The sequence below is a fragment of the Sphingomonas sp. G-3-2-10 genome (genome assembly GCF_012927115.1).
Lineage (GTDB): Bacteria > Pseudomonadota > Alphaproteobacteria > Sphingomonadales > Sphingomonadaceae > Sphingomonas.
The window spans coordinates 180,831-195,170 of record NZ_JABBFY010000001.1 but is presented as its reverse complement, the minus strand read 5'-3'; the positions used below and the strand labels follow the sequence as shown (position 1 = coordinate 195,170).

Genomic DNA, 14,340 nt, shown 5'->3' with positions numbered 1-14,340 from the left:
AAAGCGTCTTTTCCCGATATAGGTGTCAACCGTGTCAACCACGGCTGCGCCAACCCCCCGAAAACAAAGGATTTCCTTATCGGTTCACCCGCAGCGGCAGCGTCGCGAATCCATATTGCTGCATCGGCTGCAAGCTCGGCTCGCCCGCCAGCTCGAACCCGCGCGTCCGGTCGAACATCTCGTTCACCACCGCGACGATCTCCTGCCTGGCCAGCGGAGCGCCGGCGCAGCTGTGGATGCCGTTGCCGAACACCATGTGCGGCTTGCCCGTGCGGTCGAGGCGGAAGCGTTCCGCATCCTCGAACACTTCGGGATCGCGATTGGCAGAGGCCCAGAACAGCATCATCCGCTCGCCGCTGCACAGCTGACGGCCGCCGAATTCGGTATCCTCGGCCACGGTGCGCGGCATCGCCACCACCGGGCTGTTAAGCCGCAATATCTCTTCCGCGCCCTTCAGGATCAGCGAGCGATCGGCGCGCAGTTGCGCCTGAATCTCCGGGCGGGTCGCAAGGAAATGCAGCACGATCCCCACCGCCTGCGACGTGGAATCATGTCCCGCCGCCAGCACCAGCCGGACCATGCCGACCGCATGCTCCTCCGGCATCGGACCGCCATCCAGCGTCCCGCTGAGGATCGCAGTGACCGGATCGATCGCCGGATCGCGGGGATTCGCCTGACGATCGCGCGCCATCGCCCAGCTATAGTCCCACAAAGCCTGTTCGGCATCGTGGATGCGCTGCCCATGCGCTTCGTTCAGCACCTGCTGGGGACGCGCCGCATCGGCCCACGCCTTGATCTGCTCCCAATCCTCACGCGGCTGGCCCAGCCACATCAGCAGCACCTGCGTGGGGATCGGACGGGCGATCGCAGCGATCGCGTCGCCGCCGCCGGCATTCACGAAGGCGTCGACATATTCCGCCGCGACGCCACGGGTCAGCGGCTCGCGCTCGGCCATCGCGCGCGGCGAAAAGAGCGGGTTGAGCAGGCGGCGGATCTGGCTGTGCTCGGGCGGATCGCTTTCCAGCGGCATCCGGCGGATGCCCAGCCGCGCGGTGCCGTTGGCGAAGGTCTTGGGATTGCGGACGACGCTGACGATGTCCTGATAGCGCATCATGCCCCAGAAACGGTCGGCGCCCCAGGCGTCATGCCCCAGCGCGACCGGGCATCCGCGACGCAGCCGCGCATATTCGGCGGCGCGGTCCTCGACGGTCTTGTTGAGGTTGGGATCCCAGTCCGCCGCTTCGACCGTCATCTACGCATACTCCAAAAGAAGCGAGGCGCGCCCAAAGGGGAGACGCGCCTCGCGAGGGGAGACCCTTTAGAACTTGGCGCGGATCGACGCCGCCATCACCCGCCCGATCGGGCTGGCCGCCGACGGATCATAGCCGCCGCCGCCGTTCACGCCGGGGGCGAGGTTCACATAGGGCGGGCCGGAGTCGAACATGTTGCGCACCTCGATGCCCAGGGTGATCCCCTCGAGCGCGCGCGGGGCCCCCATCTCGCCCAGATCGAAGGCGAGGATGAGATCGACCGGGGTGAAGCTCGATACATTCTGGTTCGGCGTCACCGCAGTGTTGCGATAGCCGCCGACATGGGTGACCGTCACCTGCGCGTGCATCGCGTCGATATCCCATGCGATGCTGCCCCGCGCCTTGAAGGTCAGCGGATAGAACAGCGTGTTCCGGCGATCGACCGGGGTGCCCGCCGGCGAGACGGCAGTCTTGAAGTTGGTCAGATAGGTGCCGCTGGCGTTCAGCGTGAAGGTGCCCAGATTGTCGGTCGGGATCCGCCAGTTGACGGTGGCGTCGATGCCGCTGGTGTTCGACTGGCCCAGATTGTTGTTCCGGCCGTCGATGAACAGCGTCACATTGTTCGGATCGCCGCCCGGGAAGGTGCCACGCGCCAGCGTGACGCCCGATGCCAGCAGCGCCAGCACGCGATCCCGCGCCGCTGTGCCGGTCAGGATGATGCCGGTGCCCGCGAACTGCGATTCACGCGTCAGGATCGCCAGATCGGAGAGGTAGCTGTCGACCTGATTGATGTACTCCACGTTCCAGTAGGTCGCGCTGACCCGCAGGTTGGGCGTGACGTCCCAGTCGCCGCCGATCGACCAGGTGGTCGCTTCTTCCGGCGCGAGGTTCAGGTTCGGCCCCGAATAGGCGAAGCCGGTCAGCGGCGATCCGCCGGCAGGGTTCTGGTAGGTCTGGCCGAACAGATTGTTCGAGTTGCCGTAGATCTGCGAGATCAGCGGCGCGCGGAACGAGGTGCCATAGCTGCCCCGGAGGGTAAGCCCCTTCAACGGCGACCAGTTCACCCCGAACTTGGGGTTCGTCGTGTCGCCCACGTCGCTATACTTGTCGTAACGGACGGCAAGGTTGATTTCGAGTTTCTGGAAACCCGGCGTCGCGTTCAGCCCGCTGAAGATCGGGATCAGCAGCTCGGCATAGCCCGAGTCCACCCGGCGCTGGAAATGGCGGAAGGTGATCGGCGTCCCCGCCGCACCGCGCGCGCTGCCCAGATGGGTGTTGATCTCCTGGCCTTCATAGCCAGCGGCCAGCTTCACATCGCCGCCCGGCAGGCTGAACAGCGCGCCGTTGATGCGTGCTTCATAGCCGACGAACTCGTTGAGCGTGGGCGAAAGCGTCACGAAGTTGCTGATCGCCAGCAGCGTCGCTGGAGACGTGCGGCCGAGGCCATAGGGATCGAACGCGGTCGCCGGATTGCTGCTCGCCAGCGCGGCGTTGAGCGCGGTCGCGTTGAGACCACGGACCTGATCCGACTGGTCGTTGCCCTCGCCATAGGTGACCAGCGCTTCGAACTGCCAGTCGTGCGGCAGCTTCACGCGAACGCCCGGCGTCACCTGCCAGTTGGTCGCCGACCCGATCGAAACGTCGCGGGGCAGATCGTTGATGAAGTTGTAGTCGATCGTATAGCTGGTGCCCACGAAGCCCGCAGGGCGCACGAAGAAGGCGTTGGTCTGCGGCACCGTCAGCGTCGAGCTGAAATAAGCCGGCAGCCGCTCATATTCGCGCTTCGAATAGAAGCCGTCCGCGAACACGGTCAGCCAGGGCGTGATTTCCTGGGTGAATGTGCCGTTGACTGAGTTGTAGCGCTGCGACGGGAACAGGTCCTGTCCGATCAGATCGTTGCAGGTGTTGGTGGTGCCCGCCACCAGCGATCCGGCATTGGCCTGGGTCAGCTGGCCCGGCATCGCATAGCTGACGCCGCCGGCGCGAAGCGTGCCGGGGGCGCAGCGCGTGACGAGATAATTGTTGCCGCCGAAGCCGCGCTGGTCCGAGCGGAAGAAGTCGCGATCGTCGCCGTTCAGGTTCGAACGATAGACGCGCTCATAGGCGAGCATTACCTGGCCGGTTTCCCACTTTTTGCCGATGGCGAGGCCGAACTGGGATTCGTTGAAGTCCGCACCGGCGCCATAGCGCGCGGTCGCTTCGACGCCATCGAGCGAGCGGCGCGGGATCAGATTGACCACGCCAGCGATCGCGTCCGAACCATAGATCGCCGACGCACCGTCCGCGACGACTTCGACACGCTCCAGACCCAGCGTCGGGATCACCGAAGGTTCGAATGCGCGGCTGTTGTTCACTGCGCGGTGACCATCGACGAGGATCAGCGTGGCGTACGGCCCGATGCCGCGCAGGTTGATCGTGTTGCCATAAGCGATGTTGCCGCTGCCGCCGCCCTGCCCGCGCGAATTCTCGGATACGCCGAGATCGAACACCTGCGGAAGCTGCTGGATCAGGCGATCGGTGCTGACCGCACCCGACATCTCGACATCCTCGCGGCCCAGCGTGGTGACGGTCGAGCCGACCGGCGCGGCACCACGCAGGCGGCTGCCGGTGACGACCAGTTCGGTGACGGGTTCATCGGTGGTGATTGCTTCTTCGGCGGCAGGTGCATCCTGCGCCTGAGCGGCGACGCTCCAGCCGAGCGAAAGCAAGGCGGTTCCGCACAGTGCGGCGATACGGATCGGCTTCATTCAGTCCCTCCCATTACCGTTGTCGCTCCGTCGAGGAGCGCCGGATTGGCGATGGAGGGATGCCCGGCGGCAGCGCCGATACCGCGGCCCGGCGCAACGCGCAGACGCAAACGGGATTCGGGCAACGCCATTTCCTGACATCCTCCACTCGCGCTCGGGACTCATCTGACGGAGCCTCGGCAGCGCTTGTTATGCTAGAAAGCATTTTTAGTGGGAATGTACAACCGTTTTATCAAATAACCTTTTATGGAGACAACGAACGGAAATTCCCCCCCCTGGAGGGGGAGGGGGGACCGCGAAACGGTGGAAGGGGACGCCGCGGGCGATATCGCGTGGGGCAAGCCCCCTAGGTCAGCTACGCTGCCACCTCCGCCTCCGGGGGAGGATTTCGGGTTCAGGCGCTCTCGCGCGCGATAAGGCGGAAGCCGACATCGATTCGCCGTTCGGGCACGTCCTCGCCCTTCAGCCGCCGGCGGATCACCGAAATCGCCTCGCGCGCAATGCGGCTGCCGTCGATATCGACCGATGTGATGGTCGGCCGCATCTCGCCGGCGTTGGAACTGTTGCCGAAGCCCATCACCGCCAGATCCTCGGGCACCTTCAGCCCTGCCGCCTGCGCCTCGACGATCAAGCCCATTGCAAGGAAATCCGATCCGCACACCACGACGTCGGGTCGCTCCTCCAGCCGCCGCATGTCGGCGAACGCGCCGCGCGCATAGCCGAACCGCGACGGGATCGGCACGCTCGCCTCGGTCATGCCCTCCCCGCCCAGCACCGCCCATTCGGAAACGATGCCGTCGCGCCGCAGCTTCGCCCGGCTGCCCGCCGCGGTGATGACATGGGGCCGGCGATAGCCGCGCGTGTGGAGGAACCGCGCAATGTCGCGGCCCAGATCGACGTGTGAGAAGCCGATGGCGATGTCGATCGGATCGGCGGGGAAATCCCAGATCTGCAGCACCGTCGTCCGCGACGAGCGCAGCAATGCCTGATGCTCGGCAGTCATCTCGCCGGTGGTGATGATCGCATCGACGCGCCGGCTCAGCGCCGCTCGGATCAGCTTGTCGGTCCGCGCCGGATCGACGCCGGTCAGGCCGAGCATCACATTGGTGTCGCCCGCCGACAATTCCTCGACCATCGCCTCGATCGTCGCATCGAAGATCGAATTGGAGATGTAAGGGATCAGCACCGCGACCAGCCGACTCTTCGACGATGCCAGCCCCCCGGCGATCAGGTTGGGGATATAACCCGTCTCGACGATCGCGGCCTGGATACGCTCGCCGGTCGCCTTGGCCACCACTTCGGGCTTGTTGAGATAACGCGAGACCGTCGCGGGGGAGACCCCTGCCCTTGCCGCCACGTCCTCCAGCTTGGGAACGCTCATCGGCGAAAGGCTGTGCTTGGTTGCATCATGTAACAATCCTAGGATGGTCGCGACATGGAGACCAGACGCCTCGAATATTTCGTGCGGATTGCCGATGCGGGCAGCATCAATCGCGCCGCGCAGGCGCTGGGCATCGCCCAGCCTGCACTGAGCCAGCAACTCGCGATCCTCGAGACCGAGCTGAAGGCCGAGCTGTTCACCCGCTCCCGCACCGGAGTCGCGCTGACCGAAGCCGGCCGCCGCCTCTATCCCCGCGCTCAGACGCTGCTCCGCCATTTCGAGGCGCTGACGATCGGCGATGCCGATGGCCAATCGATCACCTTCGTCACCGTCGGCGTGCCGCCCACACTGGTCATGCCGCTCGGCCTGCCGCTGATCGAGCGGGTGCTGGCCGATCACCCACGCATCCGCATCCATATGATGGAATCCTCAGCGATCGATCTGGTCGGCAATCTCGTCGCGGGCCTGCTCGACATGGCGGTGATCCCCTCCGCGCCGGTCGGGCCGGAGATCGTCGCCGAGCCGATCGCGCGCGAGGAGATGGTGATCGTCACCGCGCCCAGCGCCGGACCGCCGCCGAGCGAACCCGCCGCGCTCGCCGCGCTCCCGTGGATCGTCACCCGCTATCCCAACATCCTGCGCGGCGTCCTGTCGGCATGGTTCCTTCAAGCCGAACGCGAGCCGCGCGTGATCGCCGAAGTCAATTCGCTGCCCGCCGTGCTGGCGCTGGTCGAGCGCGGCCGTGGCGTGTCGCTTCTCCCCGCTTCCGCCGTCGCCTTCGGCGTGGCGGAGGGCAAGCTGGCGGCATGGCCGATGACGCCCGAGCCGATGCGGCGCACGATCAACCTGTGCCGCCGCGCCGATGCGCCGCAGGGGCCGTCCTTCGCGACCGTCGAAGCGATCATCCGGGACCTCGCCGGAACGGTTCTCAGCTGATTACATCAGCCGCGGCGCATCGCCGCGATCAGCCGGGTAATCTCCGCGTCCCCCGCCCAGCGCTGCTTCATCCGCAGCACCAGTCCGGCATCGCCCCACCGTTCCTTACGCCCCTCCGCGATACGCAGCACCTCGACCAGCCGGGCGCGGTCCCTGCCGGTCGACGCGACGAATGCGGGCCAGGCATGGGTGCGGTTGGGATAGGCCGCGACTTCGGCCAGCGCGTGACGCAGGATCAGGTCGTTCGCGGCGCCCGCGCCCTGCGCCAATGCCGTCCGCACCGCTTCGGCATGGGCGCCCAGCGCCTTGTCGTGGCGCAACTCGGCGAAGCGAGCCAGCGCGGCGGCATATCCCGCCACGTCGCCTCCGGCATAGCGGATGATGCCCAGGCAATCATGCGCCACCGCGAAATCGGGGTTGCTCCGCGCGATCCCGGTCAGCGCGGCGAGCGGCTCCGCTTCCTCCCCCGCCGACCATTGCGCCCAGGCAAGATCGGTGAGGATCGCGACCGATCCGGGCTGCATGGTGCGCGCGGCGTTGAGATGCTTCAGCGCGACGGCGGCGTCGCCATGATCGGCCAGCACATTGCCGTACCAGAAATGCGCAATGGGATCGTCGGGCGCGAGATCGATCGCCCGCTCGAACGCCGCCCGCGCCTCGACGATGTCGCGATCCCACCAATAGGCGATGAAGCCGAGCATCCGGTGCGCGTTCGACAGGCGCGGATCGAGCCGCAGCGCATTGCGCGCCGCGATCCGCGCATCGAAGAATGCCCCGGCATCGTCGCGCATCCCGAACTCGCGTGAGAGGATCAGCGCCTCCGCCAGCGCGGCATGGCCCGCGGCATAGCCGGGATCGCGCTTCGTCACGTCGCGCAGCAGCTCAATCGCCCGTTCGAGCGACACCGCATCGCGCTCCGCCACCAGATCGCGCGCGGCCATGAACCGCTCGGCGATGGCGGGATCGGCAGGCAGCACGATCGCCGTCGGCTTTGCCGCCGGGACCGGCGGAGGCGTGAGCGCGGGCAGCGCGAACGAACCGATGCCCAGCAACCCGATCGCCGCCGCGCCGAACAGCCCGATGCGCCGGACCAGCCGCGAAGATGGCGGCGCGGGCTCCGCCGGAACCGGCGCTTCGGCTTCGACGGCCGGATCGACGGCCGCCTCCGCTCCCCGAGCCCATAGCTCCAGCTCGTGCCGCAACGCGAAGACGGTACCGGTCTTGCCGCCGGGGATGCGATGCACGGGAAGATCGCGCTCGCGCGCCCAGCGGATCGCGGTGGTCCGATCGCGGCCGAAATAGGCGCCGATCGACTTCCACCCGTCGATCCGGTCGCGGCGCTCGGCACTCATACTGACTGGCTGATCAGATACACGATCGCTGCCCCGCGGTTCGACCGGGTGCGGGCTAGCGTAGCGCGCGAGGCGGGGCATCCATCATCTGTTTAGGAGGGCTTGGACGGACTGCTTTGCGCCCCTTGGCGGAACGGCCGCTTTTGCGCGGCAAGCAAGGGTGGTTGGGCGAGGTTAACCCGACGTAGAAGCTTCTGTGTCAATGAAATGGGCGGGTCCCAAACTCTCCAGCACTGCCGCGCACAGACGTGACACTCGGGGAAGGCCGGATCGTCGAAGGCGGATTGGCATGAACGAACTCAAGGTTTCCAACGATACACTCGAGTTCGAAGTGCCCGCAGTCCTGGATGAACGGGGCAAGCTCACCGAAGATTGCGCCCGGCAAGCCCGGACGGTGATGGATACGCACGGCCTGGTCATCCTGACCAGCCTCCTGTCGGACGAGGAAGCCGATGCGGGTCTGGCGCTGATCCGTCAGACCATCGAGGATCCGGATCGCAGCCGGGGCGCCTTCGCCAGCGAGACGGACAATCGCTATGCGCGCCGCGACTTCTGCTCGCTGCCTTCGACGCCGCCTGTAACCGGCTTTGCCGCCCGATTGGCGCAGCGTCTCGAGGGCGTGATCTCGGAATATTGCGGGCGGTCGCGGCCGCTGCTCGAAGTCACCACATTGACCAGCTATCTCGGCTCGTCGCACCAATATATTCACCGCGACCCCGCCGGCGTGATCAGCCTGTTTGCCGCCGTGGAGGACGTATCGGAGCAGCAGGGCGGGACCGTATTCATTCCCGGTACGCACCTGTATGGCGGCTCCGAGAGCAGACATGGCGGCAGTGCCCATGCGTTGATCGATCTGTTTCGGGTACAGTGTAACTATCGCATCCTGCGCCATAATCTGAAAAAGCTGTGGGACATGCGAAACGGCAAGGGAGCCCCTCTGGCGCCCGGCGAATTTCTCGACCGTGTATTCTCGACGAAATGGGATCAGCACCAGCCGAATTTGCTGCGCTTTGCATTGGGAAAAAATTCCCAATTCAGCCTTCGCGGGCTCGGCCCGCGCAATTTGTGGCGGCTGTATCACCACCGCGACGCCCTGAATGGCCAGTTCCGCTTGGTCCAGACGGCGCCGCGAAAAGGGACGATCATTCTCTATCGGAGCGACTTGCTCCATGCCGGACCCGACAACCGATCGCCACAGCCCCGGCGATTGTTCAGCATGAGCATCGCGCGCGACATCGTCGAACCCAAGTTCTGGAATGATGGCTATTCGCCACATCCCACATTGGCCGCGCATCCCCTGTGCTTTGGCGACCTTCTGGATTCTCCCGATCTACCGGCACCCCTCACCGAGGCAAGATAAACCGGTGCGCGAACAGGCACAGGTCCGGGAAGCCCTTCGTTCCCGTCTTCGCGTAGATGCGGTGAAGGTGGCTGCGCGCCGTCGCCCGCGCCATGCCGAGGCGTTCCGAAGTCTCGGTCATCTCGCCGTGAGTCAGCACGTCTTCCAGCACGCGGGCTTCGCCGGGGGTCAGCTTGTGCGCCGTCGCGATGGCTTCGTAGGCGAGGCCCCAGCGGCGATCGAGCGCGGTGACGCTGACCGCATGGGCCGCGCCGGGGCCTTCGACCAGGTCGCCGAACAAATTGCGCTCCAGCGGCTGCGAGCGGAGGAGCAGGCGGATCGTGCCGCCCTCCGTCTCATGATCGTGGAGCAGCGGGCCGTCCGCGCGCATCGCCTTGGCCAGCGCCTTGCCGAAGGCGGACCGGGTCGCGGCGGACGAACTTAGCCCGGTCAACGCCTCGATCTCCGGCCCCAGATCGATCACCCGCCCGGCATCGTCGAGCAGCACCAGCCCGTCGCGCGCGCCATGCGCGGTCTGGCGATAGGCGTGGATCAGATTCTCCTGCCGGATGCGGTAGCTGGCGAGGAACATCGCACGGCGCAGATGCGGCACCAGCTCGCGCATCCGCGCAATGTCGGCGGCGTCGAACGGCGGCGCATCGCCGGTGCGGATCACCGCAAGCGTGCCGGCCATATTGTCGCGCTTGATCAGGTTGACCGCCAGATTGTCGACGATGCGCTGGGGCTCGAGATATTCGCGGTAGAAGCGCGAGGCGCGCACCTCGGGCTGTTGCAGCAGCGGATGGACCGGCACCGGCTCGCCCTCGGGCGCCGCGAACAGATGCGGGCGCAGGATGTCGTGTTCCCAATAGGTCTCGACATAACGCTGCAACCATGCGGAATCATTGCCATATTGCGCCTCGAATCGCGCCTGGCTGTCATTGTTGCTCCAGCCGATAAAGCCGCTCTGCCCGCCGAAATAGACGGTCAGGGCTTCGATCAGTTCGGGGAATTGCCGCTCTTCGAACGCGGCGTCGTAGATCTTCTGAATCGCGAACACGGCGCGAAGCCTATGCCATCGCCTCTCGCGCATCAAACCGGTCCGACGTGAATTCGGCTCCCGCCCGCACGAGGCGGGAGCCGTCCCCCTTTTATCAGAAGGCGATCCGCAAGCCGCCGCTGACGCTGTGGTCCGCGCCCGACGATCCCAACGCACCGTCATAGGCGACCGAGAAGGTGATGCCGGGCGACAGGCGGAAGCGCGCGTCGATCGTCGCCACCGCCGCATCGCGCGAGCGGGCCGCGCCCAGCACGGTGAACCCGTTGCCGGTGGCGAAGCGGAAGCCGGTGGCGGGATCGAGCGTGCCGAAGCCATGCTGCCACCCGGCCATGCCGCCGACCGAGAAGGCGCCCGCGCGGGCAGTTTCGAACCGCACGCCCAGCGTCGAGATCGTCGCGTTGTCCTGCTCCTCGCTAGCCGTCAACGCCGCGCTGCCGCCAGTTTCGGCGAAGCCGTCGGTCTCGGCGCGGATCGTGGCGATCTGGGCGAAGGGCTCGACATGCCCGCCGGCGAGCGGGATGCGGTAACCGGCCTCGGCAAAGCCCTGAAGCACGGTGCCGTCATAATCGGCGGTGACGGTCTGGGCGATGCCGGGAAAGGCGATGCCGCGCACCGTGTCGATGCTGGCGGTGGCATAGCCTGCACCAGCCTTGATCCCGAAGCCGCCGAAGCGGACCCCGGCATAGCCAAGGACGTGCGTGCTCTTGAGCGTGCCGCTGCTGGCGCGCGACGGCAGATCGAGGTCGCGCTCCAGATAGGCCCCGGCAATGCCGATCGAGGCGGTGTCGCCCAGCGCAACGTCCGCGCCGAGGATCGCGCCATAGCCGTCGCGGCGCAGATCGCCGACGCCGGCCGCGCCGTCGCTCTGGCCCCAATTGCCCAGCGCATGGCCCCAGATCGCGCCGCCCCGGCGATCGTCGAGGCGCGCCAGCGCGGCGTTGCGCGGCAGGCGTGTGTCCTCGATCAGCGCGGTGCGGACGCCGGGATGGATTTCGCCCGAGAGCGCGTCGAAAGCCCCCTGCGCGGCGGTATCGCTCGGCAGAATCAACACGGCGGCCGCGAGCGGATTGCTGCTCGGCAAGCTGTCGAGCGCGCCGGCAACACTGCGCTGGTTGAAGGTGTTTCCGGCGGCCGCGAAGGTGCGGAGCTGGGCGAGTTCGACGAACACGGTATTGGCCGTCTGGCCCTGACGATAGCCGACAAAGGTCGAGATGAGCTGGTTGGTGAAGGTGAAGCTGCCGGTCACGCCGCCTGCTGCCTCGAGGATGGTGTAGCGCGTACCGAGGACGAGGGTCTGCGGGTTGCCCACCTGGAGCTGCGCGCCCGGCGCGATGGTGACCGTGCCGCCCGCCAAGAACCGGTCGGAACCCGCGCCGCCGGCATCGACCGCGAAGACCGAGCCTGCGCCGAACGATGCATCGCCGCTGGTGCGGATCACGTCGCCGATGCCGCCGTCGCGCAGCGTGATGGTGCCATTATTGGCCAGCGTTTCGAGGCCGGAGTAGATCGTGGTCTCGGCCACACCCGAATTCAGGCCGCCGACCAGACGGCCGCCCGACAGGTTGCGGAGCACATCGGCCGCGCCGAGGAACTCGCTGGTGCCGCCGATGCTGTTCCACTCGCCCGAGTTCACGAATTCATGGCCGTTGGGAACCGCCTGCGTGCCGATCCGGCCGACATTCTGGGGGCCCTGCCCGCCACCCTGCGCGGTGAAGTCGCCGAGCGAGACGGTGCCGAGCACGACACCGCTGTTGGTGATCGTACCCGAGCCGTCGGTCGAGCGGATCGCCAGCGCCGACGACACGCCCGAGCTGTTGCGGATCGTGCCGCTGTTGGTGAGTGTCCAGGCCTCGCCATTGCCTGCCTCAATGTCGATCGCTGCGGTCCCGCCTTCGATCAGGCCACGCGTGATCAACGCCAGTCGGCCACTGCCCAGCGTTCGGGCGGAGATCCCGGCCTCGACCCCAGTCACGTTGCGGAAATCGCCCAGCATCGTGCCCGCATCGCCGACAGCAATAAGCCGCGCACCGGCCGTTACGCCGCGTACCGTTCCCGTCGCGGTCACGCGCGCGTTTCCGGTGCCCGCAGTCTGGCCGACAAGACCAAACCGGCCGCCGCTGGCATCGACGAGGTTAACGGTCAGGTCACCGCTGCCGGTGTTCCCGGTTACGATCAGGCCGTCACCGGTGCCGCCGATCAGCGCACCGGTCGCGGTCACCTCAGTATTGCCCGTGCCGCCGTTGAAAACGGACAAGCCGTTGACCCCGCCCTGCACGGAGGCGACGTTGACCAGCAGGTCAACGCCGGACGCATTGTTGGCGATGCTCGCCCCGGTGCCGGTGCCTCCCGAGAGCAGGCCGGTCGCGGTAAAGCGGAAACTGCCGCCGCTGTTGTTCGCGCGGACGCCGTTCGCCCCGCCCGACACCTGGTTCACGTTGATCGTCAGGTTGCCCGCCGCAAAGTCGCTAAGGCTCAAGCCGTTGATAGCCTCGCCGGAGAGGAGGCCCGTCGCATTGATGACGACATCGCCAGTGCCGCCGAGCGAAGCGGTGATGCCGTCCGTCGATCCGGTAACATTGGCGACGTTGATCGTCGTCCCGCCCGAGGCCGCTCGGGTGCGAATGTCCATGCCAGACCCGTTGCGCGCGAGCACGAGGCCTGTCGCCGTTACACTGGTTGGGCCGGTGCCGACATTCTCGACGAAGATGCCGGTGGCGGCATCCACCGCGTTGACGTTGACCGCGATGCCGCGCGCGCCGACGACATTGCGGGCGGAGACGCCGACACCGTCGGTGGCGTTGGCCTGAACCAGCCCGGTCGCGGTTACCGAGATGTCGCGCCCCCGGCTGCTGGCGAAGATGCCGAGGGTGTTGCCTCGGACGTTGGTCGCGTTGACCGCCAGATCGGTGCCGGCGTCGACCCGGGCACGGATGCCGACGCCGTTTTCGGACACCACGTCGCCGGTGGCGATGATGCTGAGCGCGCCGGTGCCGTTATGCGTAACGTTGATCCCGTCGCCGGTGGCAGTGACGCCTGCCGAGTTGACGATCGTGTCGGTGGTGGTGGCGCTGGTCACCACTTCGATCCCAATGCCGGCGCGCGCGCGGACCGGGCCGGTCGCGATCACGCTGGTGAAGCCCAGGCCATTATTGACGACAAGGATGCCGCCACGACCGCCATCGACGCCCGCAGCACGCACCGTCGCGTTGCCGGCCAGCAAGCCGTTGGACAAGGTGATGCCGTTGCCGCTCGGAATGCCGTTGGCAACAGCGGGATTGAGATTCTGTGTGGTGATCTGCGCATTGGCGGTAACGCTCGTGTCGCCGCTGCCATTATTGCTCGCCAGGATGCCGGTGCGCCCGGCATTGATCGCGCCGTTGGTCGTGATCGACAGCGCGGTGGCCGTGGCGGTGTGGATCGCACCTACGCCGGACCCGGCGGTATCGACCGTTCCGTTGATCTGGATGGTGGTTGCGCCCGTCCCATTGTTGCTGACGTTCACGCCTACTCCGGCGGACACGATGTTGCTGGTGGTCACATTGATGTCCCCGCCGACGCCGGCGACGCTATGCTGCGCGCTGATGGCATTGCCGGTGGCGCTGGTGCCGGTGACGGTGCCCGTCGTGGTAATGCTGATCGATCCCGACGCGCCCCGGCCCTCAACGACGATGCCGTTGGTGCCGCTGACCGGGCCGCTGGTCACCAGCACCGTGTTGTTGGGGATCCCCGGCAGGTTCGATCCCGGCGCATTGAGCACGCCGACCCCGAAACTGCCGATGCCGGTGATCGATCCGCTGAACCGCGCCTCGACTCCGCCCGATCCGAGGCTGTTGACCTGGGCGCCCAGCGTTGCCCCGGTGATGTTGCCGGCGCTGTTGACCGTGACCTTGCCCGATCCGCCCGACCCGCCGACGATCAGCAGCCCGCGCGCAGTTGTGCCGGTCACGGTCGAGCTGCCATTGTCGGTATAGGTGATCGAATTGCCCCCGCGGATCACGAGCGCGGCGTCGCCGTTGCTGCCGGTGATCGAGAAGCCAGGCTGGATCACGACTTCGACCGGCGCCGGGCTGAAGATATCGATCGAACCTGTATTCTCGCCCGAGCAGCTAAAGTCCGTGCCATCCGTCGCGCATTGCGCAAGCGCGGGAGTGGCGAAGAGCAGGCAGAGGCCGGTGGTGCCGAGCAGCAAAGCGCGGCGCGGGGCGAGCGGAAGGCGGGCGATGGACATGGGACTCGAACTCCGGCTGGAAAACCTGTGACCGGTCTTCCAGCCTG

Annotated in this window: 8 protein-coding genes; 2 read left to right on the top strand and 6 right to left on the bottom strand. The window is 66.8% G+C overall.

What is annotated here, in order from left to right; genetic code table 11:
* Positions 1-76: 76 nt before the first annotated feature.
* From HHL13_RS01010 to HHL13_RS01000, 3 genes are all read right to left on the bottom strand, one after another.
* Complete coding sequence (locus HHL13_RS01010; protein ID WP_169553928.1) at positions 77-1,252, bottom strand: cytochrome P450; 1,176 nt, start codon at positions 1,250-1,252, stop codon at positions 77-79.
* 66 nt (positions 1,253-1,318) lie between these two features.
* Complete coding sequence (locus HHL13_RS01005; RefSeq protein ID WP_169553927.1) at positions 1,319-3,997, bottom strand: TonB-dependent receptor; 2,679 nt, start codon at positions 3,995-3,997, stop codon at positions 1,319-1,321.
* A gap of 394 nt (positions 3,998-4,391) precedes the next feature.
* Positions 4,392-5,378 (bottom strand): LacI family DNA-binding transcriptional regulator, encoded by a 987-nt coding sequence (locus HHL13_RS01000; RefSeq protein WP_169553926.1) that lies wholly within the window; start codon positions 5,376-5,378, stop codon positions 4,392-4,394.
* 54 nt (positions 5,379-5,432) lie between these two features.
* On the opposite strand from HHL13_RS01000, the gene HHL13_RS00995 reads away from it, so the two are divergent.
* Positions 5,433-6,314: a LysR substrate-binding domain-containing protein gene (locus HHL13_RS00995; RefSeq protein ID WP_169553925.1), complete on the top strand. Its 882-nt coding sequence runs from the start codon at positions 5,433-5,435 to the stop codon at positions 6,312-6,314.
* Between the two features lie 5 nt (positions 6,315-6,319).
* Here the strand turns inward: HHL13_RS00995 and HHL13_RS00990 are convergent, their stop codons facing one another.
* Positions 6,320-7,666, bottom strand: coding sequence for a tetratricopeptide repeat protein (locus HHL13_RS00990; protein ID WP_169553924.1), 1,347 nt, complete (start codon positions 7,664-7,666; stop codon positions 6,320-6,322).
* 289 nt (positions 7,667-7,955) lie between these two features.
* Here HHL13_RS00990 and HHL13_RS00985 point away from each other — a divergent pair, with 289 nt between their 5' ends.
* Entirely contained in the window at positions 7,956-9,026 is a 1,071-nt protein-coding gene (locus tag HHL13_RS00985; protein WP_169553923.1) for a phytanoyl-CoA dioxygenase family protein, read from the top strand.
* Here the strand turns inward: HHL13_RS00985 and HHL13_RS00980 are convergent.
* Positions 9,010-10,065: a helix-turn-helix transcriptional regulator gene (locus HHL13_RS00980; RefSeq protein ID WP_169553922.1), complete on the bottom strand. Its 1,056-nt coding sequence runs from the start codon at positions 10,063-10,065 to the stop codon at positions 9,010-9,012. The two genes, HHL13_RS00985 and HHL13_RS00980, sit on opposite strands and share 17 nt — an antisense overlap.
* 94 nt (positions 10,066-10,159) lie before the next feature.
* Complete coding sequence (locus HHL13_RS00975) at positions 10,160-14,293, bottom strand: autotransporter domain-containing protein (protein ID WP_169553921.1); 4,134 nt, start codon at positions 14,291-14,293, stop codon at positions 10,160-10,162.
* Positions 14,294-14,340 lie beyond the last annotated feature (47 nt).